This window comes from Streptomyces sp. NPDC005803 (assembly GCF_040630435.1).
In the GTDB taxonomy this organism is placed as follows: domain Bacteria; phylum Actinomycetota; class Actinomycetes; order Streptomycetales; family Streptomycetaceae; genus Streptomyces.
Genome location: NZ_JBEXXO010000013.1, coordinates 51,255 through 77,584 on the forward strand (window position 1 = coordinate 51,255; position 26,330 = coordinate 77,584).

The window sequence follows — 26,330 nt, forward strand, 5'->3', positions numbered from 1 at the left end:
GTGCTCGCACTGCTCCCCGCCAGGGCGCGCACCGCCGTGGTCGCGACGGTGGCCTGCGCCGCCGCCCTGGCCGGCTGTTCCGGCGGCGGTGGCGGCTCCACGTCCTCCGCCACCCCGAGCCCGTCCAAGGCCTCGCCGTCGGCAGCCGGCCCCCTGATCACGATCAAGGACTTCGCCTTCCATCCGGCGGCCCTGACCGTCGCCCCGGGCACGAAGGTCACCGTGATCAACAAGGACGCGGCAACCCACACGGTGACGGCCACCGCCGGCAAGGCCTTCGACACCGGCGAGGTGAAGTCGGGGCAAACGGTGACCTTCGAGGCTCCGGCCCGGCCGGGAGCGTATCCGTACATCTGCACCATCCATCCGACGATGCACGGCTCGCTCACGGTGCGCTGAAACCGGTTCCCGCGACGCCGCCCGGACCGGTCCCGCCACTCTCGGGCCACCCCGCGTACGCCATCGTGTACGCCGGGCGGGGCCGTCCGGGGGCGCCGCCCGCGCCCTTCCGGGAGGAACGCGTCCGTCACTCTCCGCCCATGATTGGTATACGGCTGTACTACCCGTGCCACCGACCGCCGCCGGACGGAGGCTTCGCGTCAGGGCCGTCTCCGCCGTCCCCCGCCCGACTGTCCAGCGACTTTGCCGCCGGTGCGCGAAGGGCGGCCGGCAGCGGCACCGGACCGCCGAAAGCCCTCGCACCTGGAGGCGCACCGCCCCGGCCGTCACCCACCGTACACACCCGTATCGGCTCCCGCGGTCCCCGCCGCAGCCATGCGCACGCGATCGCGAACACGCCCCGCCCACCCCGCCCACTCCGTCGCCGGCGCTCCGGACGACGCCTTCACGCACCGTCGGGAACGCACTCTCCGGGGGCTCCCGCCGGTACCTCGCGAGGCGGTCAACCCCACCGCCCCCGGCGTCCGTTCGACGTGTGGCCGAGTTAACGCGCTCTTAAGGGAGTTGTGATTTAAGTCTTGACAGGTGCCTATCACCACGCCACCTTGGGAGCGCTCCCACAATCAAGACTTGCACACTCCACTCCCCTCCCTTCTCCCCCAACACCGGGTGGCGAAAAGGGCGTTACGGGGCGCAGCCGCGCACCCCGTAACACTCCACGCTGCCCGGCAGAGGAAGGCGTTTGTCATGAGCTTGGTGAAGCGCTGTAGACACAGCCGCGCCGGAGGGCTCCCGACCCTCCTGGTCGGCGCCCTGGCCCTCGCCACCACCCTGACGGGCGGACCGGCGACCGCGGCCCAGCAGGGCACGTTGCACGAACTCGCCGCCGCCCAGGGCAAGTACTTCGGTTCCGCCACCGACAACCCCGAACTGCCCGACGCCGCCTACGCGGCCACCCTGGGGTCCGAGTTCGGGCAGATCACGCCCGGCAACTCCATGAAGTGGGACACCACCGAGCCGGCGCAGGGCCAGTTCAACTTCACCAAGGGCGACGTGATCACCGACTTCGCGCAGCAGCACGGCCAGACGGTGCGAGGCCACACCCTCGTCTGGCACAGTCAGCTGCCCGGCTGGGTCAGCGCGCTGCAGCCCGCACAGGTCGAGCCCGCCATGACCCACCACATCACCGAGGAAGCGACGCACTACCGGGGCGCGGTCGCCGCGTGGGACGTGGTGAACGAGCCGTTCAACGAGGACGGGACCTTCCGCACGAGCCCCTTCTACACCGCCATGGGCAGCGACTACATCGCCACGGCCCTGCGCGCCGCCCATGCCGCGGATCCGGACGCCAAGCTGTATGTCAACGACTACAACATCGAGGGGCTCGGCGCGAAGAGCGACGCCATGTACGCCCTGGTGCGCGAACTGCTCGACGAGGGCGTGCCGCTCGACGGAGTCGGCATGCAGGCGCATCTGGCCGTCCAGTACGGCTTCCCCTACCAGATGCAGGCGAACATGCAGCGGTTCGCCGACCTCGGCCTCGACGTGGCCGTCACCGAACTCGACGTGCGCATGCAGCTGCCCGCCGACACCGCCAAGACCGCCACGCAGTCCTCGTACTACCGGCAGGTGACCGAAGCCTGTCTGGCGGTCGAGCGCTGTGTCGGCATCACCGTCTGGGACTACACGGACAAGTACTCCTGGGTCCCGAGCACGTTCCCCGGTCAGGGCGCGGCCAACCTGTACGACGACAACCTGCTGCCGAAGCCGGCCTACTCCGCCGTACGCACCGCGCTGGGCGGCGACGACGGGGGTGGCGAGGGTGGCGACCCCGGCGCGCTGAAGGCGCAGTACCGCAGCAGCGACTCCTCGGTGGGCGACAACCAGATCAAGCCGGGCCTCCAACTCGTGAACACCGGTGGCACGGCGGTCAGCCTCTCGGACGTCACCGTCCGTTACTGGTTCACTTCCGGCAACGGGGCCTCCACGTACAGCACTTGGTGCGACTGGTCCCCGCTCGGCTGCTCCACCGTGACCCACCGGGTCGCCACCGTCAGCACCCCGGTGGCCGGCGCCGACCACTACCTCGAAGTGGGCTTCACCGGCGGCAGTCTGGCACCCGGCGCCTCCACCGGCGAGATCCAGCTGCGCCTGAACAAGACGGACTGGTCGAACTTCGACGAGTCGGACGACTACAGCCACGGCACCGGCACCTCGTACGCGGACGCCGCCAAGATCGCCGTCTACGTCGGTGGCGAGCTGGTCTGGGGCATCGCGCCCTGACCGTCGGCCGCTCCGGCCCGCACCTCCTTCCGCTTCCCCGCCCCAGCTCCCCACTTCCCCGCTCCTCCCCACTTCCCCACCGCATTTCCCCGCTTCCCCGCCGCACCTCCCCCGTCCCCCTCCCCCACGACACCCGCCACTGGAGGATTTGTGTCGATTTCACGTAGAACATTCAGCAGCGCCCTGGGTGGCAGCCTGCTCGCCATGGGCCTCGCGCAGGGCACCGCCGTCGCCGGCTCCGCCGCCCCGGCGGCCGGCACCGGCGCCCGCGCCGCCGCGGCCGACGACCCGTACACCCAGGCCTTCCTCACCCAGTACGGCAAGATCAAGGCGTCCGCCAACGGCTACTTCAGCCCGGACGGCCTGCCGTACCACTCGGTCGAGACCCTGATGGTCGAGGCGCCGGACCACGGCCACCAGACGACGTCGGAGGCCGTCAGCTTCTGGATGTGGCTGGAGGCCGCGTACGGACGCGTGACCGGTGACTGGGCGCCCTTCAACGCGGCCTGGGCGGTGGCCGAGAAGACCATCATCCCGCAGCACGCCGACCAGTCGACCGCCGACTCCTACAACCCCTCCGCCCCCGCGACGTACGCCCCCGAGCACCCGCTGCCCAGCGGCTACCCCTCCGCTCTGGACGGCACGGTCAAGGTGGGCACGGACCCGCTCGCCACCGAACTCGCCTCGTCCTACGGGACGATGGACGTCTACGGCATGCACTGGCTGATGGACCTGGACAACGTCTACGGCTACGGCAACAAGCCGGGCACCGGCGGTGAGTCCGGGCCGGGTGCCGGGGCCTCCTACATCAACACCTACCAGCGCGGCGCGCAGGAGTCCGTGTGGGAGACCGTCCCGCAGCCCACCACCGACCTGTTCAAGTACGGGGGCCCCAACGGGTACCTCGACCTGTTCGTCGGTGACGCGAGCTACGCGAAGCAGTGGAAGTACACCAACGCGCCGGACGCCGACGCCCGCGCGGTGCAGGCCGCCTACTGGGCGTACCGCTGGGCCTCCGCCCAGGGCAAGGCGAGCCAGGTCTCGGCCTCGGTCGCGAAGGCCGCCAAGATGGGCGACTACCTCCGCTACGCCATGTTCGACAAGTACTTCAAGCGGGTCGGCGACTGCACCGACCCGGCCTCCTGCCCGGCCGCCACGGGCCGGGACTCCCAGCACTACCTGCTGTCCTGGTACTACGCCTGGGGCGGCGCGGCAGCCGGAAACGGCGGCGGCTGGGCCTGGCGCATCGGTGACGGTGCTTCCCACCAGGGGTATCAGAACCCGCTGGCCGCGTGGGCGCTGTCCAACGTTCCCTCGCTGACCCCCAAGTCGGCGACGGCCAGGTCCGACTGGTCCAAGAGCCTGACCCGGCAGCTGGAGTTCCTGACCTGGCTGCAGTCCAGCGAGGGCGCCTTCGCGGGCGGCTGCACCAACAGCTGGGAGGGCAGCTACAGCAAGCCTCCCGCCGGAACGCCGACCTTCTACGGCATGGCCTACGACTGGCAGCCGGTCTACCACGACCCGCCGAGCAACAACTGGTTCGGTTTCCAGGCCTGGGGCATGGAGCGCCTGGCCGCGTACTACCACGAGACGGGCAACGCGACCGCCAAGACGGTGCTGTCCAAGTGGGTCGCCTGGGCCTCGTCCGAGACCACGGTGGGCGCCGACGGCAGTTTCCGCTTCCCGTCCACGCTCAACTGGACGGGGCAGCCCGACACCTGGAACGCGGCGAACCCCGGGAGCAACGCGGGTCTGCACGTCAAGGTCGTGGACTACGCCAACGACGTCGGTGTGGGCGCCGCGTACGTCAAGACGCTCACCTACTACGCCGCCAAGTCGGGTGACGAGGACGCCGCGGCGCTGGCCAAGGCGCTGCTGGACGCGATGGCGCTGAACGCCACCGACAAGGGCATCTCGGTGCCGGAGACCAGGAAGGACTACAACCGCTTCAACGACGAGGTGTACATCCCGGCCGGGTGGTCGGGCACGATGCCCAACGGCGACCCCATCGAGCCGGGTTCGACGTTCATCGACATCCGCAGCTGGTACCGGGACGACCCGGACTGGCCGAAGGTGCAGGCCTACCTGGACGGCGGCGCGGCCCCCACCTTCACCTACCACCGGTTCTGGGCGCAGGCGGCGCTCGCGCTGGCCTTCGCGATCTACGCGGAGCTGCTGGTGGAGGGCGGCGGCACCGGCGGGGACACCGAGGCGCCGACGGCTCCGGCCGGCCTCACCGTGACGGCGACGACCAGCAACAGCGTGTCGCTCTCCTGGTCGGCCTCCACCGACAACGTGGCGGTGACCGGCTACGACGTCTACCGCAACGGGGTACTGGCGGGGAACGCCACGACCCGGACGTTCACCGACACCGGCCTCGCCGCGGCGACCGGGTACAGCTACGCGGTCGCGGCCCGGGACGCGGGCGGCAACACCTCGGCGCTGTCGGCGGCGGTCACCGCCACCACGAAGTCGGGCGGCTCGACCGGTACGGGCGCGGTGAAGATCCAGTACAAGAACAACGACTCGTCCACCGGGGACAACCAGATCAGGATGGGCCTGCAGGTGGTGAACACGGGCAGCGCCCCGATCGACCTGTCGACGGTGAAGGTGCGCTACTGGTTCACCGCCGACGGCGGCCCGAGCACCTTCGGCACGTACTGCGACTACGCCGCGCTCGGCTCGTCCAACATCACCCACTCCGTGGTCGCCGTCTCCAGCCCGAAGACGGGGGCCGACCGCTACCTGGAAGTCGGCTTCACCGGCGGGGCGGGCACCCTGGCCGCCGGCGCGTCGACGGGTGAGGTCCAGCTGCGGCTGAACAAGAGCGACTGGTCCAACTTCAACGAGACCAACGACTACAGCCGCGCCGCCAACACCGCGTACGCCGACGCCTCCAAGGTCGGGGCCTACGTGGCGGGCACCCTGGCCTGGGGGGTCGAGCCGTGACCGGCCTGAGGTTCCCGGCACTGGCCGGGGCCGCCGCGGCCCTGGTCCTGGCCGCGGCCTCGATGCTCACCGGAGCGCCGGCGGCCTCGGCCGCCCCGGTCACCGACTGCACCCCGTGGGGAACCACCGCACTGCAGGGCGGGGAGTACCTCTATCAGCAGAACGAGTGGAACTCCGAGAGCGAGCAGTGCGTCAGCGTCGACCCGGACACGGGCGCCTGGAGCGTCACCAAGTCCTCGTTCTCCCTGCCGACGAACGGCGCCCCTGCGACGTACCCCTCCAGTTACAAGGGCTGTCACTGGGGGGCGTGCACGACCGGCAGCGGGCTGCCGCTGCGCGTCGACGAGCTGGGCAGCGTACGCACCGACTGGTCGACCACCCAGGTCGGCTCCGGCGCGTACAACGTGTCGATGGACATCTGGTTCAACTCGGCGCCGGTCACCGACGACCAGCCGGACGGCACCGAGGTGATGATCTGGATGAACCACCGCGGCGGAGTCCAGCCGATCGGGTCCCGCACCGCGACGGTGCAGCTCGACGGCCGGAACTGGGACGTCTGGACGGGGCCCGGCGCCTCGGGCTGGAAGGTGATCTCGTACGTCCTGCAGGGCGGCGCCACCGAGCTCGCCGACTTCGACGTGCTGGACCTGATCGACGACGGCGTCGGCCGCGGGTCGATCAGTCCGGCGCACTACCTGATCGACGCCGAGGCCGGGTTCGAGATCTGGCAGGGCGGTCAGGGCCTCGGGATGAAGAAGTTCTCGTTCGAGGCGAGCACGCAGTCCGGTGGCGGCGGGGAGGACACCCAGGCGCCGACGGTCCCGGCCGGCGTGGCCGTGACGGGCACCACGGCGAACTCGGTCTCCCTGTCCTGGACCCCGGCGACGGACGACACCGGCGTCAGCGGGTACGACGTCTACCGCGACGGGGTGAAGGCGGGCTCCACCGCGTCCGCCTCCTTCACCGACACCGGTCTCGCCGCCTCGTCCTCGCACAGCTACACCGTGCGGGCCAGGGACGCTGCGGGGAACACCTCCGCGGCCTCCGCCGCGGTCAGCGCGACCACCGCGGCAGGAGGCGGCGGGAGCACCGGTGCGCTCAAGGCGCAGTACAAGAACAACGACTCGTCGCCCCGGGACAACCAGATCAGGCCCGGCCTCCAGCTGGTCAACACCGGTGCCACGGCGGTGGACCTGAGCAAGGTCACCCTGCGCTACTGGTTCAGCGGTGAGTCCGGCTCCGCCTCGTACGGCACCTCGTGCGACTACGCGGTGATCGGCTGCGGATCGGTCACCCACCGCGTGGCGGCGGCCGGCTCCGCGGGGCCCGGCGCGGACCACTACCTGGAGGTCGGCTTCACCGGCGGCAGCCTGGCCCCCGGCGCCTCGACCGGGGAGATGCAGCTCCGGTTCAACAAGGCCGACTGGTCCTCCTTCGACGAGACCGACGACTACAGCAGGGCCGCCAACACGGCCTTCGCCGACGCCTCGAAGGTCGGGGTGTACGTCAACGGCGCCCTGACCGGGGGCACCGCCCCGTGACCGGCTGAACCGCCGGCCACCCACCCACTCCCGATGGCGGGCTGTCCACTCACCCCGCTGTGCCCGCCATCGGGGAACCACCACCGTCCTCACCGACGCACCACGGGCCGCCGTCCCCGCTGACGGTGGCCTGAGGGGGCCCCGTCCCCCGGCAACACCCCCACGACCCGTCTGCGGGGAGCTTCCGCAGGCGTACGAGAGGAGCACGGAGCCGCAATGAGTAGCAGAGGCACGATCATGCACGGGCTGCACCGGAGGCTGGCAGCAGTCTCCGCGCTGGCCATGGGCGCAGCACTGGCGGTAGCCATACCCAGTCCCGCATCGGCAGCCGCGCGGGTCGACAACCCCTATGTGGGCGCCACGGCATATGTGAACCCCGACTGGTCCGCCAAGGCGGCGGCCGAGCCGGGGGGCGCCGCCATCGCCGACACGCCTGCCTTCGTCTGGATGGACCGCATCGCGGCCATCGGCGGCTCAGCTTCCGCGATGAGCCTGCGCGAGCACCTCGACACCGCTCTCGACCAGGGAGCGAACCTGTTCCAGGTCGTCATCTACGACCTGCCGGGACGCGACTGTGCCGCCCTGGCGTCCAACGGTGAGCTCGGTCCCACCGAGCTCGACCGCTACAAGAACGAGTACATCGACCCGATCTCCGACATCCTGGCCGACCCGGCGTACGCGAGCCTGCGGATCGTCACCATCATCGAGCCGGACTCGCTGCCCAACATCGTCACCAACGCGGGCGGCACCGCGGGTTCCACGGACGCCTGCGCGACGATGAAGGCGAACGGGAACTACGAGAAGGGTGTCGGCTACGCCCTGCACACCCTCGGCGCCATTCCCAACGTCTACAACTACATCGACGCCGCCCACCACGGCTGGCTGGGCTGGGACAGCAACATGGGTCCGGCCGCCACGGAGTTCAAGAAGGCCGCCACGTCGGAAGGCGCCACGGTCAACGACGTGGCCGGCTTCATCGTGAACACGGCCAACTACTCGGCTCTCAAGGAGCCGAACTTCAAGATCACCGACTCGGTGAACGGCACCACGGTGCGCCAGTCCAAGTGGATCGACTGGAACTACTACACCGACGAGCTGACGTTCGCCCAGGCGCTGCGCACGCTGCTGGTGGGCCAGGGCTTCAACTCCAACATCGGCATGCTGATCGACACCGCCCGCAACGGCTGGGGCGGCACGGCCCGGCCCACCTCCGCGGGCCCGCTGACCAGCGTCGACGACTACGTCAACGGTGGCCGGGTCGACCGGCGCATCCACGCCGGGAACTGGTGCAACCAGAGCGGCGCGGGCATCGGTGAGCGTCCGACCGCGGCCCCGGAGGCCGGCATCGACGCGTACGTGTGGGCCAAGCCCCCGGGCGAGTCGGACGGCAACAGCGCCCCCGTCGAGAACGACGAGGGCAAGGGCTTCGACCGGATGTGCGACCCCACGTACACCGGTAACGGCCGCAACGGCAACAGCATGACCGGCGCCCTGCCGAACTCCCCGCTCGCGGGTCACTGGTTCTCCGCGCAGTTCCAGGAGCTCGTGCGCAACGCCTACCCGCCGATCGACGGCGGCGGCAACCCCGGCGGCGACACCCAGGCGCCGACCGCGCCGACCGGTGTGACCGCGACGGCGAAGACCAGCACCAGCGTCTCGCTGTCCTGGACGGCGTCGAGTGACAACACCGGCGTGACCGGCTACAACGTGTACCGCGGCGGGGTCCAGGTGGGCACCTCCACCACCACCTCGTACACGGACTCGGGTCTCACGGCCTCGACCGCCTACAGCTACACCGTCAAGGCCAAGGACGCGGCCGGCAACGTCTCGGCGGCCTCCTCCGCGCTGTCCGTCACCACCTCCGCGGGCGGCGGCGGCGACACCCAGGCGCCGACCGCGCCGACCGGTGTGACCGCGACGGCGAAGACCAGCACCAGCGTCTCGCTGTCCTGGACGGCGTCGAGTGACAACACCGGCGTGACCGGCTACAACGTGTACCGCGGCGGGGTCCAGGTGGGCACCTCCACCACCACCTCGTACACGGACTCGGGTCTCACGGCCTCGACCGCCTACAGCTACACCGTCAAGGCCAAGGACGCGGCCGGCAACGTCTCGGCGGCCTCCTCCGCGCTGTCCGTCACCACCTCCGCGGGCGGCGGCACCGGAACGGGCGCGCTCAAGGTCCAATACAAGAACACCGACTCCTCCGCGACCGACAACCAGATCCGGATGGGTCTCCAGCTGGTCAACACCGGCAGCACCGCGGTGGACCTGTCCACGGTGAAGGTGCGCTACTGGTTCACCCCCGAGGCCGGTGCCTCCACCTTCGGCACCGCGTGCGACTGGGCGGTCATCGGCTGCGGCACCGTGACGCACGGTGTGAAGTCCGCCGGTTCCGCGGCCGGCGCCAGCCACTACCTGGAGGTCGGCTTCGGCAGCGGCACCCTGGCGGCGGGCGCGTCCACGGGTGAGATCCAGCTGCGAGTGAACAAGAGCGACTGGTCCAACTTCAACGAGGCGGACGACTACAGCCGTTCGACGTCGACGAGCTACGCCGACGCGTCGAAGATCGGCGTGTACGTCGCCGGCACGCTCGCCTGGGGCACCGCGCCCTGACCCCGCCGTCCGGCCCCCGTCCCCGTCCTGGCACGGTGACGGGGCCGGACCCCGGGTCTCCTCACGGACCCGCCCCCTGCCGGAGAACCGGCAGGGGGCGGTGTCATGTCCGCGGGCTTTCGCGGCGCGGCGGGGACGGTGACGCGGAATCGTCACGGTGAACGGCACCGACGAGGGGCCGGCCGCGATCAGGAGCGGGCCAACGCCCCCACCGTCACCAACTCCCCTTCGATGAACAGGACATGGTCTCCGAGACACCCTGGCCTGCTCGCCGGTAAGAAGGCCGCCCGGATCGACTCCGCCCCCTGGTCCGCGTGACGAAGAACGACCTGGACCAGCCACCGCAGTACGGGTCCCTGAGCCCCAAGGGGCCCGGAACAGGGCGCATCCGGCCCCACGCCGTCGAAGATCCGGGCGCGCACCGCCGCGTACGTCATCGGGTCGGACCGGTCGCGGACGGCTGCAAGACGCACGGCCCGGCCTTAGGCTGTCCTCACGGAGAAATCCGCTGACCTGGGAGAACGCAGCCCCGGAGCCGATCCGGCAGAGCTTGGAGCCGCCCGTGTTCTATTACGTGCTCAAGTACGTCGTCCTGGGGCCGCTGCTGCGGTTGTTCTTCCGCCCCGTCATCAAGGGGATGGAGCACATTCCGGAGGACGGAGCGGCGATCATCGCCGGCAACCATCTGTCCTTCTCCGACCACTTCCTGATGCCCGCGATCATCAAGCGGCGGATCACCTTCCTCGCGAAGGCGGAGTACTTCACCGGGCCCGGTGTGAAGGGCCGTCTGACCGCCGCGTTCTTCCACAGCATCGGTCAGATCCCGGTGGACCGGTCGGGGAAGGAGGCGGGGCAGGCGGCGATCCGTGAGGGGCTCGGGGTGCTGAGCCGGGGTGAGTTGCTGGGCATCTACCCGGAGGGCACTCGTTCCCACGACGGCCGGCTCTACAAGGGCAAGGTCGGTGTGGCGGTGATGGCCATCCGGGCTCAGGTGCCGGTGGTGCCGTGCGCGATGGTCGGCACGTTCGAGATCCAGCCGCCCGGCAAGGTCGTCCCCCGCATCAAGCAGGTCACCATCCGCTTCGGCGAACCGCTGGACTTCTCCCGCTACGCCGGCCTGGAGAACGAGAAGGCGGCGATCCGGGCGGTCACCGACGAGATCATGTACGCGATCCTCGGTCTCTCCGGTCAGGAGTACGTCGACGAGTACGCGGCCAAGGTGAAGGCGGCCGAACAGGAGGACAGCGCGAAGAAGTTCCCGAAGCGGCGACGCTGAGGGCGGATTCGCGATCGGTGAACCCCGCTGGTCCTGGCGTCCGGTGCCGCCTAGCGTGCGAGGCATGAGCAAGGGACACGCATGGGTACTGGGAGCGACGGGGCAGATCGGGCGGGCCGCGGTGCGCTCGCTCGTCGCGGACGGCTGGGACGTCACCGCCGCCTCGCGCGGCGGTGACCGCGACAAGAGTGGGCACGAGGACGTCCGGACGGTGACGCTGGACCGCGACGAGGACGGTGCGCTCGCGGCGGCGCTCGGCGACGGCTGCGACGTGCTGGTGGACATGGTGGCGTACGGGGAGCAGCACGCCCGGCAGCTGACGGCGCTGGCCGGCCGGATCGGCTCCGCGGTCGTCATCTCCAGCGGCGCGGTGTACGAGGACGAGCACGGCCGCAGTTTCGACACGCAGGGCGAGCCGGATGGGGCGCCCTGCTACCCGGTACCGCTCGGGGAGTCCCAGGCCACCGTCGCGCCGGGCGCGGCCACATACGCCACGCGCAAGATCCGGCTGGAGCAGGACCTGCTGGCGGCCGGTGACACGCTGCCCGTCACGCTGCTGCGGGCGGGCGCGGTCCATGGACCGTACTGCCGCTCACCGCGGGAGCTCTACTTCGTGAAGCGGGCCCTGGACGGCCGCACGCGGCGGGTCCTGGCGTACGGAGGGGCCTCTCGCTTCCATCCGGTCCACGCGGCCAATGTGGCGGAGCTGATCCGCCTCGCCGCTTCGAAGCCCGGTTCGCGGGTGCTCAACGCCGCCGATCCGCAGGCGCCGACGGTCGCGGAGATCGGCGAGGCGGTGGACGCGGTGCTGGGCCACAGCGCGCAGACCGTGCTGATGCCGGGAGACCCCACGCCGGAGGGCGTGGGCGAGACGCCCTGGAGCAGCCCGCATCCGATCGTCTACGACATGAGCGCCGCCGAGCGGGAGCTCGGGTACCGGGCGGTGACGGGCTACACCGAGTCGCTGCCGGAGACGGTCGAGTGGATCGTCGGGCACCTCGCGGGCCGGGACTGGACGGACGCCTACCCGGCGATGCTGCGGGCCTACGGCACCGGGCTCTTCGACTACGCGGCGGAGGACGCCTGGCTGCGGAGGCACGACCGGGCGGGGGTGTGAGCCGGTGGTGGTGAGGACGGGCCGCCGGTGACGTACCGGCGGCCCGTCCCGTCACTCGGGTGTCACGGCTTCGGCGTGGCGTGCGGAGCGCACGTCACGTCGCGCCGGTCGGTCTTCCCGGTGAGCAGGTAGCTGTCCACCCGCTCGTTGACGCAGGGGTTGACCAGGCCGGTGACGCCGTGCGAACCGGCGCCCTCCTCGGTGATGAGGCGCGAGCCCCGGAAGCGCTTGTGCAGCTCGACGGCGCCCTCGTACGGAGTGGCGGCGTCACGCGTGGACTGCACGATCAGCACAGGCGGCAGGCCCTTGCCGGTGCCGACGTTCAGCGGGGTCTGCTGCTTGGCCGACCAGGTCGCACAAGGCAGGTTCATCCAGGCGTTGGCCCAGGTCATGAACGGGTAGTCCTTGTGCAGCCGGGTGTTGTCGCGGTCCCACGTCCGCCAGTCGGTGGGCCACTTGGCGTCGGCGCACTCGACGGCGGTGTACACGGCGTTGCTGTTCTCGGACCGGATGTTGCCCGCCGTGTCCGACAGATCGGGGGCGGCGGCATCGATCAGTGCCTGGGTGTCACCGGCCCGGTAGGCACTCCAGGTCCGGGCGGTGGGCGCCCAGGCGGAGTCGTAGTACGGGGCGCTCTGGAAGAAGCCGATGAGTTCGGCGGGGCCGACGACGCCGCCGATCGGGCTCTTCTTCGCGGCCGCGCGGAGCTTCAGCCATTCCTGCTCGACCTTCTGCGGCGTGTCGCCGATGTGGAAGGTCGCGTCGTTGGCGGCGACCCAGCTCTTCCAGTCGCCCCAGCGTGTCTGGAAGGCGATGTCCTGGTTGAGGTTGGCCTGGTACCAGATGTTGTCCTTGGCCGGGTTGACGACGCTGTCGACGACCATGCGGCGGACATGGGACGGGAAGAGGGTGCCGTAGACCGCGCCCAGGTACGTGCCGTAGGAGACGCCCAGGTAGTTGAGCTTCTTCTCACCGAGCGCGGCGCGGATGACATCCAGGTCGCGTGCGGTGTTCGGCGTCGTCATGTGGGGCAGCATGTCGCCGCTGCGTTCGGCGCAGCCGTCCGCGTACTCGGCGGCGAGCTTGCGCTGGGCGCGCTTGTCGGCCTCGGTGTCGGGCACCGGGTCGGCCTTGGGCGCCTTGACGAACTCCTGCGGGTCGATGCAGGAGATCGGCGTCGAGTGGCCGACGCCCCGGGGGTCGAAGCCGACGAAGTCGTAGGCCTTCGCGGTGTTCACCCAGAGCGGGCTCTTCGTGGCGATCCGCTTGGGGAACGCCATGCCCGAGCCGCCGGGTCCGCCCGGGTTGTAGATCAGGGCGCCCTGGCGCTCCCCGCTGGTTCCGGTGCTGACGTGCCGGTCGACCGCGATCTTGATCTGCTTGCCGTCGGGCCTCGCGTAGTCGAGCGGGACGGTGACCCATCCGCACTGGATCGGCGCGGCGATGGCCCAGTCGGCCGGACAGTCCGCCCAGTCGATGCCCGCCCTGGCCGCGCGTGCCGCGGCCAGCTGGACGCCGCGCGCCTCGGAGCCGTTGTGGTGGCGGCCGTCGGCGGTGGCAGCCGGTGCGGCTATCGCGCCCGCTATGAGCGTGCCCGCGATCAGAGCGCCGGCCGAACCGAACGCTGCTGTGCGTCTCAAGTGGAACCTCCCCCATGGTGTAGCGCCTTCAGGTGCGGCGCTGTTCAGTAGGAACCTTCCGCGGATCCTGTCGCCTGTGAGCCACCTGAGAACAGATCGCACACGTACTTCTTTACCGAATCGATAACCGGACACCGGCGTCCTGCCAGCGGTGTTCAGCCGCTCGGGCGGGCCGCCAGTTCGTCCGCCGCCCGGTCCAGCACGGTGCGCAGCTCCCTGGCGTCGGCGGCGAGCACGGACACCAGGACGGCGGGGCCCGCGAGCCGGGTGAGCACGGCGGTGGCGCCCAGCAGCCGGGTGTCCGGTCCCCCGTCGTCGAACGCCGGATCCACAACGAGCAGTTGTCCGAAGGCGCGGTGCCCGCCGAGCACGGCCGGGCCGTCCCAGCCGCCGGGTGCGCCAGGCCCGTAGGCGGTCTGCTGATCGATGAGCGGGCGTCCGGCGCGGCGGACGGTGAGCCTGCTCCACAGCGTTCCGGTGGTCTCGCCGTGCCGGCCCAGGATCTGTTCCTCGCGCAGCATCAGCCGTGCGGTGGAGGCGAGTTCGGCCCGGGTGGTCATGTGGAGACTGCTTCCGTGGGCCGAGATGAGCTGTTCGGGGCGCCAGTCGATCTCGGCACCCTCCGCCGCTGTCAGCACGATGTCGTAGCGGGCCGGCCGCGCTGCGGGCCCGGGGCCGGGCAGGGCGACCGTGGCGGCCGCCGAGTCGACGGTGAGCCGGGTGTCCTGCCCGGCCCGCGCTTCGACGGTGAGCCGGTCGCCGCCGAGCGGGGCGCTCATGGCACCCACGACGGTGACGCGCGCGGCCCCGGGGAGCGCGGCCCTCGTCCGTCGCAGGGCGAGCGGTCCGTCGCTCTCCAGGACGGGGAGCGTGGTGGCGCCGCGCCCGTCGCGTACGGCGGTGATGCGGGCGGTGGCGCGGACGCTCACGCGGTCCAGGAGGCGAGCCGCCCCCGCACCCACTCCGCGACCGGGCCGACGCCTTCGCCCGAGGTGAGCGAGGTGAAGGCGACGGGCAGGGAGCCCCGCTGCTGTGCGGCGTCGCGGGCCATCCGGCCGAGGTCGGAGCCCACGTACGGCGCCAGGTCGGTCTTGTTGATCACCAGCAGGTCGGACGTGGTGACGCCGGGGCCGCCCTTGCGGGGGATGTCGTCGCCGCCCGCGACGTCGATGATGAAGATCTGGGCGTCCACGAGGCCCTTGGAGAAGGTGGCCGTGAGGTTGTCACCACCGGATTCCACGAGGATGAGGTCGAGCGGTCCCACGCTGTCCTCCAGGTCCTCGACGGCTTCGAGGTTGGCGGAGATGTCGTCGCGGATGGCGGTGTGCGGGCAGGCGCCGGTCTCGACGGCCTGGATCCGCTCCGGCGGCAGCACCGCGTTGCGCAACAGGAACGCGGCGTCCTCGCGGGTGTAGATGTCATTGGTGACGACGGCCAGGGACAGCTGGTCGCGCAGGGTGCGGCAGAGGGCGGCCACGGTCGCGGTCTTCCCGGACCCGACCGGCCCCCCGAGGCCGATGCGCAGGGCCCGCCGGGTTCCGTCGGGGCGAGCGGCGTCAGCGCTGAGGGCGGCCGGGCCTGGGTGGGAGTGGTCGAGGTGCATGGTGCGGCTCCTGATGCTGTTCGGGCGGCGAGCGGTTCGGTGCGCTGGGAGGGTGGTCCGGTGCCAGGGGTCAGGTCGGGGCGCTGGTGGTTCGATGCGGCGAGTCGATGCGGTGCGCCGGCCGTCTCAGGTGCGCCGAGTCGATGCGGTGCGCCGGTCGTCTCGACGCGCCGAGTCGATGCGGTGCGCTGAGTCGTTTCGGTGCCGGACTCATGAGGCGAAGAGCCGCACCGGCCGGCCGGCGTGGGTCTCGGCGGCGATGTCGAGCAACGGTGCCGAGGCGGCGGGCAGTTCGTCGATGGGGCCGTACGCGGCAGCGGCGGCCCGTTCGGCGACCTGGTCGAGCTCGGGGGCGAGCCGGGCCAGGACGGCGGTGGCCTCGAAGGGGTCGAGGGAGAGCAGCCGGACCACGGCGGTGGCCGGTCCGCCGACGGTCTCGTACGCGGCGCAGTGCGCGGCGTCCTCGGGCCCGAGCTCCGCCGCGCGCGCGGTCAGGCCCAGCACGACCGGCTGGTGGCCGCCGCGAGGCCGGGCCAGTGCGAACGCGTCGAGCTCCTCGCCCGGCCACGTGGCGCGGGCGGCTCTCATCAGCTGCCGGCCGAGCTTGCGGGCGACCGCCCGCAGGGCGGGTGAGGGCGTACGGGCGTCGGCGGCCTCGTCCAGGGCCAGTGGGTCGTGCCCGTGGGCGGCCGCGGCGGCGAGGGCCGCCGCGGTGAGCCCGGCCGTGTGCAGCCGGCCCCGGCAGAAGTCGGCAAGGTCGTCCGCGTCACGGATGCGTCCCGCCACGACGGCCGCCTCGGCCCCGCCGGAGTGGGCGTGGCCACCGGCGGGGAACCGGCCGTCGGCCAGGACGAGCAAAGCGGCACGGCTCATCCGGAATCCGTTCATTCGTTCTCAGAATAGGAAGTAGCGCTGGGCCATGGGGAGTTCGGCCGCGGGGGCCGGTTCGACCGGTTCGCCGTCGATCGTCACGGCGAAGCTGTCGGGGTCGACCTCGACCCGGGGCAGCGCGTCGTTCTCCCTCATGTCGGCCTTGGTCACTCCCCGGGTGCTGGTGATCGGCACGAACCGTTTCCCCAGTCCGAGCCGATCGGGCAGCCCGTCCTCGATCGCCGCAGCCGACACGAAGTTGAAGGAGTTGGCGGCCGGGGCCCTGCCGACCGCACCGAACATCGGGCGCGGCAGCACGGGTTGCGGGGTGGGAATGGAGGCGTTGGCGTCGCCCATCTGCGCGTACGCGATCTGGCCGCCCTTGATGACCAGCTGCGGCTTGACTCCGAAGAACGCGGGTTCCCACAGGACCAGGTCGGCGAGTTTGCCGGTCTCCACGGAGCCGATCTCCCGGTCGAGGCCCTGGGCCACGGCCGGGTTGATGGTGTATTTGGCGACATAGCGACGGACTCGGTGGTTGTCGGCCCGTCCGTCACCCGGCAGCGCGCCGCGCCGCTTCTTCATCACGTGGGCGGTCTGCCAGGTGCGCAGGACGACCTCTCCGATGCGTCCCATGGCCTGCGAGTCGGAGGAGATGATCGAGATGGCGCCGAGGTCGTGCAGGATGTCCTCGGCCGCGATGGTCGAAGGCCGGATCCGTGACTCGGCGAACGCCAGGTCCTCCGGCACGGCGGGATTCAGATGGTGGCAGACCATCAGCATGTCGAGGTGTTCCTCGATGGTGTTGACGGTGTGCGGCCGGGTCGGGTTGGTCGAACTGGGCAGGACGTACGGCTCCGAGACGACACCGATGATGTCGGGGGCGTGCCCGCCGCCCGCGCCCTCGGTGTGGTACGCGTGGAGGGTGCGCCCGGCGATCGCCGCCAGGGTGTCGGCGACGAATCCGGCCTCGTTGAGCGTGTCGGTGTGGATGGCCAGCTGCGCCCCGGTCTCCTCGCAGACGCTCAGGCAGGCGTCGATGACGGCGGGAGTGGCGCCCCAGTCCTCGTGGATCTTGAACCCGAGTGCTCCCGCCCGCAGTTGGGAGTGCATGGCGGCAGTGGACATGGTGTTGCCCTTGCCGAGCAGGCCGATGTTGACGGGGTACGCCTCCAGCGCCTCGAACATCCGGGCCAGGTGCCACGGGCCCGGAGTGATCGTGGTGGCCTTGGTGCCCTCGGCCGGTCCGGTGCCGCCGCCGACCAGGGTGGTGATGCCGCTCGCGAGGGCCTGGTCGACGAGGGTCGGCGCGATGAAGTGCACATGGGCGTCGATGGCGCCGGCCGTCAGGAACTTCCCGTTGCCCGCGATGATTTCGGTCTCGGGGCCGATCACCAGGTCCGGATGGACGCCGTCCATCGTGTCCGGGTTGCCGGCCTTGCCCATCCCGGTGATCCGGCCGTCGCGGATGCCGATGTCCGCCTTGACGATGCCCCAGTGGTCGATGACGACGGCACCGGTGATCACCGTGTCCGGCGCCCCTTCGGCGCGGGTGGTGCGCGCCTGCCCCATGGACTCCCGGATCACCTTGCCGCCGCCGAACACCGCCTCGTCGCCCGCGAGGCCGGGCCCGCCGCAACGGTCCTCCTCGATCTCGACGAACAGATCGGTGTCGGCGAGGCGGATCCGGTCGCCGGTGGTGGGGCCGAACAGGTCGGCGTACACGGCACGGTGGAGCTCAGCCATCGAGGGGACCTCCGGTCTCCCCGCGCAGCCCCGGCACGACGCGCCGTCCGGCCAGCGGGACGAGTTCGACATCGACGGGGACGCCGGGCTCGAAGCGGACGGCTGTTCCGGCGGCGACGTTGAGCCGCAGCCCGCGGGCGGCCGCGCGGTCGAAGACGAGGCCGGGATTGGCCTCGGCGAAGTGGTAGTGCGAGCCGACCTGGACCGGCCGGTCGGCCGCGTTGAGGACGGTGAGGCGGGTGACGGGCCGGCCGGCGTTGAGCGGCACGGGCCCGTCCGCGTACACGATCTCTCCCGGGATCATCGGCGCTCCCCGTCAGACGATCGGGTCGTGGACGGTGACGAGCTTGGTGCCGTCGGGGAAGGTCGCCTCGACCTGTACGTCGTGGATCATCTCGGCCACCCCGTCCATGACGTCGTCGCGGGTGAGCACCGTGCGTCCGGACGCCATGAGTTCACCGACGGTACGGCCGTCGCGCGCCCCTTCCAGCAGGTGGGAGGTGATGAGGGCGACCGCCTCGGGGTGATTGAGCCGCAGTCCTCGCGCGCGGCGTTTGCCGGCCACGTCCGCGGCCACATGGATGAGCAGGCGTTCCTGCTCGTGCGGGGTCAGTTGCACGCGTACACCTCACAGTAGTCCGCCCAGTACCGGCCCTGGGCGCAGCGAGACACTAGCCGCCTTCAACATCCTGTTGAAGATCGAAGCGGTGTCGCGCAGCGAGGTATTGCACGTTAGAGCCGAAGTTTTTCCGGCGCGTTAACTGGCCTTTTGCAGATCCATGGACATCAGTCCACGCAGACCCCTCTCGAGGAACTCGGGGCCCGCGTCACCGAACAGGGCGAACTGGGTGATGAATCCCTGGGCGGTGGCGATCAGCGTGCGGGCGATGTGCTCGTCCGGCACGTCGGCGACGAGCACACCGTTCACGCGGTACAAGCCGACGAGCTCCGCCCATGACACCCGCAGACCCTCGTACGCCTGGCCCAGCGTGGCCGCCAGCCGCTCACTGCGCAGGGTCTCGGACCACACCTGCACGATCAGCCCCGCATACGCCCGCCGGTCCAGCCCCTGCTGCTTCTCCGCCTCGTCGCCGAACAGAGTGCGCACCACGCGGCCGATCAGCACATCGGGGGTGGGGGGCGGGCTGTCCTGGGCGGCTCGTTCGAAGGCCTGCCGGACCCGGCCGACCGCCTCGCCCGCGATGGCGGCGATCAGGTCCTCCTTGCCGCTGAAGTAGCGGTAGACCGCACCGGCCGACAGCCCGACCTCCTTCAGCACGTCCTGCATCGAGGTGGCGTGGAATCCGTCGCGGGCGAAGCACCGTGCCGCGCCGTCGAGGATCTGCCGGCGGCGGGCGTCGAGGTGTTCCTGGGATACACGGGCCATGGGTCCAATCTAAAACGAACGTTCCTTCTTGACAAGCGAGGCACTCGGTGGAAACAGTGACGGCGCAAGCAAAACGAACGATCATTCTTTTTGGATTGAGGTTACCGCCATGCCCGCTGCCCCCGACCGCCGTTTGGTGGCGGTCGTTCTGCTGGTCCCCGCCGTGGTGGCGCTCGCCCTCTGGGCCTTCGCCTGGCCCGCCGCCCGGACGGCTCCCCGGGACCTCCCCGTCGGTGTCGCGGGCGCGGCGCCGGGCGCCGACCGGCTGCAGCAGCAGCTCGAACAGCGCGACGGCGCCTTCGAGGTCCACCGTTACGGCTCCGCGGCCGCGGCCCGCACCGCGATCGAGGACCGGTCCGTCTACGGCGCCGTCGTCGTCACCCCGCAGGGCCCCGAGCTGCTGACCGCGTCCGCCGGCGGCCCCGCGGTCGCCCAGCTGCTGCACGACGCGGTGACCGCATCAGCCCCTGCGGGCACCGCGATCCCGGTCACGGACGTCGTCGCGGCACCGGCCACGGACCCCCGCGGCAGCGTGCTCGGCGCGAGCATCCTGCCCCTGGCGATCGCGGGCGTGGCCACCGGCTCGGCCGTGACGCTACTGCGGCTTCGCGGCGGCCGCGCGGCCACGGCGCTGCTCGGCGTGGCCACCCTGGTGGGAGTCATCGCCGCCGCGCTCACCGACAGCTGGCTCGGGGTGATCACCGGTGACTGGTGGAGCGAGGCGGGGGCACTCGGCCTCACGGTGCTCGCCATCGGGGGCGCGGTGGCGGGGCTCGCCGCGCTGATCGGACCGGCGGGCGTCGGCATCGGAGCGCTGCTCATGGTGCTCGTGGGCAACCCGTTCTCCGGCGTGACCAGCGCGCCCGAACTGCTCCCCCGCCCCGTCGGGACGATCGGCCAGTGGCTGCCGCCGGGCGCGGGCGGTTCACTCCTGCGCTCGGTCGCGTTCTTCGACGGGCGCGCGGCAGGCGGCGCGGTCTGGACCCTCGCCCTGTGGGCCGCCGCCGGTCTGACGGCGGTACTCATCGGCGGCCGCCGCCGGCCCGCGGCACCGGTCACGCCCGAGCCCGCACCGTCGCACCGGCCCGCACCCGCGGCCTGACGGCACATACAGAGGCCGTGCACCCCCGCTGCGGCGCGGGGTGCACGGCCTCGGTGCGCTGTCAGTTGCCCGGACCCTGCTGCTCCCGGTGTTCCGCGGCGATCCCGAAGCGGTGGCGTTCGCCCGTGGCGGACGCCGAGGAGCCGATCGAGGAGACCGAACTGATCACCTGCTCCTGCTCCGCCGCCTCCTCGCTCTCAAGTCGCTCCAGGTCAGCGGCGGATACGAGTGCCACGAGCGGCTTGCCGTGGCGCGTCACGACCACGCGCTCGCCGCCGTAGACGACTCGGTTGATCAGTTCGGCGAGTTCAGCCCGGGCTTGCGTCACCGGAATCTCGTAGGCCATGCTCCCATCATAACCTTCTGTACGTCCTGTACATTTTTTACAGACGCGTGCGCGGGGCCCTTCGCGGCCCCGCGTATCCCGGAGGAGAGGCCACGTCATGCATCGCCCCGCCGCCCGCCACGTTCTGCCCGAGTTCACGGAGCGCACGTCCCAGGGGACCCGCACGCTCGACCCGTACTCCAAGCTGCTGGCCGAACGCGTCGTGTTCCTCGGCACACCCGTCGACGACACCGCGGCCAACGACCTGGTCGCGCAGTTCATGTACCTGGAGCACGACGCTCCCGACCGGCCCATCTCGCTGTACATCAACTCCCCCGGCGGCTCGTTCGGCGCCATGACCGCCATCTACGACACGATGGCCTTCCTCACCTGTGAGGTGGAGACCTTCTGCCTCGGCCAGGCGGGCGCCGGGGCGGCCGTGTTGCTGGCGGCCGGCGCGCCGGGCAGACGACACGCCCTGCCGGGGGCCCGCGTGGTCGTGCGGCAGCCCGAACTGGCCGAGCCGGTGCAGGGGCAGCCGTCCGACCTGGAGATCGAGGCGCGGGAACTGGCCCGGATGCGCGAGACGCTGACCGGCATGCTGGCCCGTCACACCGGCCGTCCCGCCGAGCAGATCAGCGCCGACACCGAGCGCCACCTCATCCTCGACGCCGAGGGCGCCAAGGACTACGGACTGATCGACCACATCGTGCGAAGCCGCGGGCTGCCCCTGCCCGTGCGCCCCGAGCGGTGAATGCAGGGTGCAGCATCCGGAGTTCGCACCCCTTCCCGCCCTGACCCGCGCCGAGGGCGAGTTCATCGACCGCTACCTGCAAGTCCTCGACCAGGTGGGCCGGATCAATCCGGCCCACGGCGGCGACACCTACGGCGCCCTGCGCGCCGCACAGGCGCTGGCCTCGCACGCGGCCGCGCTGCGGGACGCGCTCGCGTTGATGCACGAGCGGGGCGAAGCCCGGATCCACGCAGTCACGTTGACCCGGGCGTTGCGCGTTCTCGACGGCGAACGGCGCGCCGGGCGGGTCACCGTGCCGCCCGCCCCGCCCAGTTGACCGAGACACGCCTCGACACGCCCGACGTGTGGACCGAATTTTCTCGCTCGTTCGGCGTAGCCGCTCCTTCGCACGAGCGACATCTCGATTTGCGCCTCCGGGGCCGTCGCTGGGCGAGATCTCCCGTTCCGCCGCTGGTACGGGACCGGCGGGCGAGGGCCGACCGCCTCCCGGAAGACCATCCGGCCACCCAAACGGTTCATTCGTGACGAGTGTCACATATGGCCATTTCACCTCGGAAATCCGGCACTCGGTGAGTCAAGATCCCTGGGACGACAAGCCCCCGCCACCGCGGCGGGGCGGTCCGGGCGGACGCCGAGTCCTGCCGCCGTCCGGATGCCTGGTCGACAGGAGTGGATCGGCAGGAGTGGAGGACCCGAGCACAACGGGCCGACCGGATTTCCGGTCGTCCCTCGGGGTGAAGCCGCAACTGCGGCCGGGCGACTTCGCCGGCCCGAACCCGACAGGTCATCCTTCACAGGCGGCTGACGAAGGGTTGCGCATGTCTGCGCAGGTTCATGTCCCGTCACTGCTTGCCCGGGCCACCACGGCCTCGGTCCTGACTCTCGCCGCCGTCGGCGGCAGCGTGTTCGTCCCCGGCGCCGTCACCGACGCCCAGGCCGCGAGTCATTCGATGAAGGCCCTCGACATCGCCGCGTCGAAGAAGGGCTCGCCCTACCGGTGGGGCGCCACCGGGCCCAACCGCTTCGACTGTTCCGGGCTGACGCTGTACTCGTTCAAGAAGGCGGGCAAGAAGCTCCCGCGCACGGCCCAGCAGCAGTACAACAAGACCCGCCACATCTCGTCCTCCAAGCGACAGCGCGGCGATCTGGTCTTCTTCCATTCCGGCCGCAGCATCTACCACGTGGGCATCTACGCGGGCAGCGGCAAGATCTGGCACTCGCCCAAGACCGGGGCCGTGGTCCGCCTGGAGAAGATCTGGACGAAGAGCGTCTACTACGGCCGGGTCCGGTGAAGCCGCTTGCCCGCCCCGGCCCACGCCCGTGCGTCAGGGCAGCAGCGGGCCCGTCACCAGGACCAGTCCCAGCGCGGTGAGTGCCGCGCCGCTGCCGCCCTCGATCGCCCGGGCCGTACGCGGCCGGCGCAGCCAACGCCCGAGCCGGTCCACCAGGAGCGCCACGGCCGGGAACCACATCAGCGCCATCAGCACGACGATCGCGGCGAGCAGCGCGGTCCTGGGCAGCGGCGCGGCCCCGGCGGGCACGAACTGCGGCAAGAGGCTGAGGAAGAGCACGGGCGCCTTGGGGTTCAGCGCATTGGTCAGGAAGCCCTGGCGCAGCGCGCGGCCGGTTCCCTTCGTGGCCCGCCCGCCGTCGTCCTCGGCCGCCCCGGCGTCCGGTGCCCGCCAGGTGTCGCGCCGGGCCGCGCGGAGGGCGCAGATGCCCAGGTAGAGCACGTACGCACCACCGAGGAGCTGGACCGTCCGGAACAGCACCGGAAAGGCCACCAGCACGGCGGCGAGGCCGGCGACGGCGAGCGCGGTGTGGACGAGGAGTCCCCCGGCCACCCCGAGAGCGGTCGCCACCCCCGCCGCACGTGAGGTGAGCGCGTTGCGTACGACGACGGTGAAGTCCGCGCCGGGGAGGGCCACCATAGCGGCGGCGACCCCGACGAAAGCGGTCAGTTGTGCGTCCATGACCCCACCCTGGCCTTCCGGAGCCTTTAGCGTGTACTTGCAATCTCCTGGGCCTGCCAAAAGGAATGCTTTATGTACGATCCGACACGGCTCGCGGCGCTGGTGGCGGTCGCCGAGGCCGGTTCGATCACCCGGGCCGCCACCCGCCTGGGGTACACCGCCCCGGCGCTCTCCCAGCAACTCGCCAAGCTGGAGCGGGAGGCGGGGGCGGCGCTGCTGGTGCGCCACCACCGGGGCGCCCGGCTGACGGCCGCGGGTGAACTGCTCGCCGGGCGCGCCCGGCGGGTCCTCGACGAGATGGATCAGGCCCGCCACGAGCTGGCGGGCCTGGCCGGGCTCTCCGGCGGGCGGCTGCGGGTCGGTACCTTCACCACGGCGGGCATCCACCTGCTGCCCCCGGTGCTGAGCGCCTTCCGCCGGGCACACCCGGACGTGGAACTGGCCGTCACCGAGTACGAGCCGCCGGGCGGGGTGGCAGCGGTGGCGGCCGGCGAGGTGGACCTGGCGCTGAGCCACGCCTATGAGCCGGCCGCCGCGACGACGCTGCCCCCGGGGGTCCTGGCCGAGCCGCTCCTGGTCGAGGAGCTGGTGCTGATCACCGCCGTCGGACAGGTCCTGGCCGACGGCAGCGGGCGGCTCCCGGTGACGGAGCTCGCGGGCCGGCCCCTGATCAGCAGCGCGCCCACGCATCCGCCGCGCCGCGGGGTGGAGAGCGCGCTCGCCGACGCGGGGGCGCTGCCGGCGGTGGTCTGCGAGTCGCCCGGCTATGCGCTGGTGTGCGCCCTCGTCAGCGCGGGCATCGGGATGGCGGTGGTGCCGGAGATGGTGGCGGCGATGTCCCCGACGCCGTTGTCCGTCCGGCGGCTGGAGCCGGCCGCGTTCCGCCGGACGATCTCGGTGGTGCACCGCGGCGACCGCACGAGCGCGGCGGCGGCGACGCTGCGGGCTCTGCTGCGCAGCGGGTTCGGGCGGGCCGCGGCGCCGCAGTGACCGGCGGGCGCGGTGGGCCTGTCAGTTCTGGACGGGTGCGTGCCACGGCAGCGCGACCCAGACGGTCTTGCCGCCGTCCGGGGTGGGGGTGACGGTCAGCCGGCCGCCGTACTCCTTGGCCAGCGAGCGGATGATCACCATCCCGCGCCCGTTGTCCTGCCGCACCGCCGCCGGGAGCCGCTGGGGCCAGCGGGGATGGCTGTCGGTCACCCCGAGGCTCAGTTGCTCGTCCCGCTCCAGCCGGAGGTCCACGGTGAAGGTGGGGGACTGTCCGAAGGTGTGCTGGACGGCGTTGGTGGCGAGTTCCGAGACGATGAGCCGCACGGTGTCCCCGGTGTCCGTGCCCTCGGGCAGTCCCCAGTCGGCCAGTACCCGGGCCACATATCTCCTGGCCGAGGAGACCGAGACCGGTTCGCTCGGCAGAGTGACGCGTGCTTCTTGCCGGTCTGCCATGGCGAGCCGTCCCTTTCCCACCCGGAAGCGACCCCGCGATCGATGGTCCGGGTTGTGCTTCGCGCCAGAGTGCCACTGATGCTGCCCTCTGTAACGGCGATCCGCCAAGATATGCATATATCTGTCGCTCGAAGCGGTGAACTCTTCCCCGGATGCCTCCTGAAGACGCCACACTGTCCGCTCGGCGGCGAGTGGGAGGGAGGCATCACATGCGGCACGGCCCTGCGGTGCGACGCCGCAAGCTCGGGGAGGAGCTGCGGAGTCTGCGCCATACGTCGGGACTGACGAGCCGGGAGGCGGCTCGCCTGCTCGGCTGGCACCAGTCGAAGGTCAGCCGCATCGAAACCGGTGTGAGCGCGGTACGGCCCGGTGACGTGACCCGCCTGCTCGACGCGTACGGCACGGACGATCCGAAGTTGCGCGAGGTCCTGGAGGCGCTCGCGGGTTCGGCGGGCGGCGGGGGCGCGGGGTGGTGGCACGCGTACCGCGGCCTGATCCCGCCGCAGTACCGCGACTTCATCAGTCTGGAGTCACAGGCGCGCACCGCCCGCACGCTGGAGACGTCGGTCGTGCCGGGCCTGTTGCAGACCCCCGACTACGCCCGCGCGGTGACCCGTGCCTCGCTCGACGGGCTGCCGGCCGGTCAGCTGGACTCGCTGGTGGAGGTGCGGTTGGCGCGTCAGGGGGTCCTGCGGAGCGATCCACCGCTGAGGCTGAGCGCGGTGCTGGACGAGGCGGTCCTGCGGCGGGAGGTCGGCGGCCGCCGGGTGATGCGGGAGCAGCTGCGCCACCTCAGCCGGGTGGCGCAACTCCCCCATGTGCACCTGCAGGTGCTGCCGTTTTCGGTCGGCGGCTATGTGGGCCTGACCGGACCTTTCGTTATGTTCTCTTTTCCGAGCACTTCTGATCTGGATGTGGTCGTTCTCGACCATTTGACGAGTAGCCTCTACCTGGAGCGGAAAGAAGACCTCGAGGCGTACAGCTCGGCCTTCCGCACCCTGCAGGCACACGCGCTGTCGCCGGAGCACTCGTTGGACCTGATCGCCGCAATCGACCGCGACGGTCAGTGACCCCGGACTGCCCGAGGGGGGCGTCATGTCGGATTGCCTCGCACAGCACGCGTTACGGTGGCGGCGCAGCAGCCGCAGCACGGGAATGAACAACTGCGTGGAGACCGCGCTGTTCGGCCGTGGACGACTGGCCGTGCGCGACTCCAAGGACGTGTCCAGGCCACCGCTGCGGTTCTCCGCCCCGGCGTGGACGTCCTTCGTCACCGCCCTGAACGGCGGTTCGGTCGGCTGAGCCG

Annotated in this window: 24 protein-coding genes, 2 pseudogenes and 1 riboswitch; of the genes and pseudogenes, 15 read left to right on the forward strand and 11 right to left on the reverse strand. The window is 71.3% G+C overall.

What is annotated here, in order from left to right; genetic code table 11:
• The 8 genes and pseudogenes from ABZ454_RS19585 (at position 1) to ABZ454_RS19620 (ending at position 12,181) form a co-directional block, all read left to right on the forward strand.
• Complete coding sequence (locus ABZ454_RS19585) at positions 1–399, forward strand: cupredoxin domain-containing protein (protein WP_359539482.1); 399 nt, start codon at positions 1–3, stop codon at positions 397–399.
• Between the two features lie 747 nt (positions 400–1,146).
• Positions 1,147–2,682: an endo-1,4-beta-xylanase gene (locus ABZ454_RS19590; RefSeq protein WP_359539484.1), complete on the forward strand. Its 1,536-nt coding sequence runs from the start codon at positions 1,147–1,149 to the stop codon at positions 2,680–2,682.
• Positions 2,683–2,877: 195 nt separating this feature from the next.
• The gene (locus ABZ454_RS19595) at positions 2,878–5,631 is read left to right on the forward strand and encodes a glycoside hydrolase family 48 protein (protein WP_359539697.1); all 2,754 of its coding nucleotides are present in this window, start codon (positions 2,878–2,880) and stop codon (positions 5,629–5,631) included.
• A 62-nt stretch (positions 5,632–5,693) separates the two neighbouring features.
• Positions 5,694–6,386 (forward strand): annotated as a pseudogene (locus tag ABZ454_RS19600) (hypothetical protein); the annotation flags it as partial.
• A 30-nt stretch (positions 6,387–6,416) separates the two neighbouring features.
• Positions 6,417–7,172, forward strand: a pseudogene (locus tag ABZ454_RS19605) (cellulose binding domain-containing protein); the annotation flags it as partial.
• Between the two features lie 282 nt (positions 7,173–7,454).
• Positions 7,455–9,788: a glycoside hydrolase family 6 protein gene (locus ABZ454_RS19610; protein ID WP_359539698.1), complete on the forward strand. Its 2,334-nt coding sequence runs from the start codon at positions 7,455–7,457 to the stop codon at positions 9,786–9,788.
• 562 nt (positions 9,789–10,350) lie between these two features.
• Positions 10,351–11,064, forward strand: a complete 714-nt coding sequence (locus tag ABZ454_RS19615) for a lysophospholipid acyltransferase family protein (protein WP_356317730.1) — start codon at positions 10,351–10,353, stop codon at positions 11,062–11,064.
• A 64-nt stretch (positions 11,065–11,128) separates the two neighbouring features.
• Positions 11,129–12,181, forward strand: a complete 1,053-nt coding sequence (locus ABZ454_RS19620) for an NAD-dependent epimerase/dehydratase family protein (protein ID WP_359539485.1) — start codon at positions 11,129–11,131, stop codon at positions 12,179–12,181.
• 62 nt (positions 12,182–12,243) lie between these two features.
• On the opposite strand, the gene ABZ454_RS19625 is transcribed toward ABZ454_RS19620, so the two are convergent.
• The 8 genes from ABZ454_RS19625 to ABZ454_RS19660 form a co-directional block, all read right to left on the reverse strand.
• Complete coding sequence (locus tag ABZ454_RS19625) at positions 12,244–13,821, reverse strand: alpha/beta hydrolase (protein WP_359539488.1); 1,578 nt, start codon at positions 13,819–13,821, stop codon at positions 12,244–12,246.
• 155 nt (positions 13,822–13,976) lie between these two features.
• Complete coding sequence (locus tag ABZ454_RS19630) at positions 13,977–14,750, reverse strand: urease accessory protein UreD (protein ID WP_359539489.1); 774 nt, start codon at positions 14,748–14,750, stop codon at positions 13,977–13,979.
• Entirely contained in the window at positions 14,747–15,424 is a 678-nt protein-coding gene (gene ureG / locus ABZ454_RS19635) for an urease accessory protein UreG (RefSeq protein ID WP_356317722.1), read from the reverse strand. The genes ABZ454_RS19630 and ureG overlap by 4 nt, the downstream gene beginning before the upstream one ends.
• A 210-nt stretch (positions 15,425–15,634) precedes the next feature.
• Positions 15,635–16,297: an urease accessory UreF family protein gene (locus ABZ454_RS19640; RefSeq protein ID WP_359539490.1), complete on the reverse strand. Its 663-nt coding sequence runs from the start codon at positions 16,295–16,297 to the stop codon at positions 15,635–15,637.
• Positions 16,298–16,318: 21 nt separating this feature from the next.
• The gene (locus ABZ454_RS19645) at positions 16,319–18,040 is read right to left on the reverse strand and encodes an urease subunit alpha (RefSeq protein WP_359539491.1); all 1,722 of its coding nucleotides are present in this window, start codon (positions 18,038–18,040) and stop codon (positions 16,319–16,321) included.
• Entirely contained in the window at positions 18,033–18,344 is a 312-nt protein-coding gene (locus ABZ454_RS19650; RefSeq protein WP_356317716.1) for an urease subunit beta, read from the reverse strand. Before ABZ454_RS19650 ends, ABZ454_RS19645 begins: the two co-directional genes overlap by 8 nt.
• 12 nt (positions 18,345–18,356) lie before the next feature.
• Positions 18,357–18,659 carry an urease subunit gamma gene (locus ABZ454_RS19655; RefSeq protein ID WP_356317714.1) on the reverse strand — a complete coding sequence of 101 codons (303 nt, stop codon included), beginning with the start codon at positions 18,657–18,659 and terminating at the stop codon, positions 18,357–18,359.
• Positions 18,660–18,797: 138 nt separating this feature from the next.
• Complete coding sequence (locus ABZ454_RS19660) at positions 18,798–19,427, reverse strand: TetR/AcrR family transcriptional regulator (protein ID WP_359539496.1); 630 nt, start codon at positions 19,425–19,427, stop codon at positions 18,798–18,800.
• A gap of 109 nt (positions 19,428–19,536) precedes the next feature.
• On the opposite strand from ABZ454_RS19660, the gene ABZ454_RS19665 reads away from it, so the two are divergent.
• Positions 19,537–20,529 (forward strand): ABC transporter permease, encoded by a 993-nt coding sequence (locus ABZ454_RS19665; protein ID WP_359539497.1) that lies wholly within the window; start codon positions 19,537–19,539, stop codon positions 20,527–20,529.
• A 61-nt stretch (positions 20,530–20,590) separates the two neighbouring features.
• Here the strand turns inward: ABZ454_RS19665 and ABZ454_RS19670 are convergent, their stop codons facing one another.
• Positions 20,591–20,875: a type II toxin-antitoxin system Phd/YefM family antitoxin gene (locus tag ABZ454_RS19670; protein ID WP_359539499.1), complete on the reverse strand. Its 285-nt coding sequence runs from the start codon at positions 20,873–20,875 to the stop codon at positions 20,591–20,593.
• Positions 20,876–20,972: 97 nt separating this feature from the next.
• Between ABZ454_RS19670 and ABZ454_RS19675 the strand changes: the two genes are divergently transcribed.
• The 3 genes from ABZ454_RS19675 to ABZ454_RS19685 all read left to right on the forward strand — a co-directional run bounded on the left by ABZ454_RS19675 (position 20,973) and on the right by ABZ454_RS19685 (position 22,900).
• Entirely contained in the window at positions 20,973–21,608 is a 636-nt protein-coding gene (locus ABZ454_RS19675; RefSeq protein ID WP_359539501.1) for an ATP-dependent Clp protease proteolytic subunit, read from the forward strand.
• A 7-nt stretch (positions 21,609–21,615) separates the two neighbouring features.
• Positions 21,616–21,924 (forward strand): hypothetical protein, encoded by a 309-nt coding sequence (locus ABZ454_RS19680; protein ID WP_356317704.1) that lies wholly within the window; start codon positions 21,616–21,618, stop codon positions 21,922–21,924.
• Positions 21,925–22,227: 303 nt separating this feature from the next.
• Positions 22,228–22,423, forward strand: a riboswitch (cyclic di-AMP (ydaO/yuaA leader).
• A gap of 3 nt (positions 22,424–22,426) precedes the next feature.
• Positions 22,427–22,900 (forward strand): C40 family peptidase, encoded by a 474-nt coding sequence (locus tag ABZ454_RS19685; protein ID WP_356317702.1) that lies wholly within the window; start codon positions 22,427–22,429, stop codon positions 22,898–22,900.
• A 33-nt stretch (positions 22,901–22,933) separates the two neighbouring features.
• Here the strand turns inward: ABZ454_RS19685 and ABZ454_RS19690 are convergent, their stop codons facing one another.
• Positions 22,934–23,581: a LysE family translocator gene (locus ABZ454_RS19690; protein WP_359539502.1), complete on the reverse strand. Its 648-nt coding sequence runs from the start codon at positions 23,579–23,581 to the stop codon at positions 22,934–22,936.
• 72 nt (positions 23,582–23,653) lie between these two features.
• Here ABZ454_RS19690 and ABZ454_RS19695 point away from each other — a divergent pair, with 72 nt between their 5' ends.
• On the forward strand, positions 23,654–24,571 hold the full coding sequence (locus ABZ454_RS19695) for a LysR family transcriptional regulator (protein WP_359539503.1): 918 nt from the start codon (positions 23,654–23,656) through the stop codon (positions 24,569–24,571).
• 21 nt (positions 24,572–24,592) lie between these two features.
• On the opposite strand, the gene ABZ454_RS19700 is transcribed toward ABZ454_RS19695, so the two are convergent.
• On the reverse strand, positions 24,593–25,024 hold the full coding sequence (locus ABZ454_RS19700) for an ATP-binding protein (protein WP_356317696.1): 432 nt from the start codon (positions 25,022–25,024) through the stop codon (positions 24,593–24,595).
• 209 nt (positions 25,025–25,233) lie between these two features.
• Here ABZ454_RS19700 and ABZ454_RS19705 point away from each other — a divergent pair, with 209 nt between their 5' ends.
• Positions 25,234–26,094, forward strand: coding sequence for a helix-turn-helix transcriptional regulator (locus ABZ454_RS19705; protein WP_359539504.1), 861 nt, complete (start codon positions 25,234–25,236; stop codon positions 26,092–26,094).
• Positions 26,095–26,119: 25 nt separating this feature from the next.
• Positions 26,120–26,326, forward strand: coding sequence for a DUF397 domain-containing protein (locus ABZ454_RS19710; RefSeq protein WP_359539505.1), 207 nt, complete (start codon positions 26,120–26,122; stop codon positions 26,324–26,326).
• The last annotated feature ends 4 nt before the right edge of the window (positions 26,327–26,330 follow it).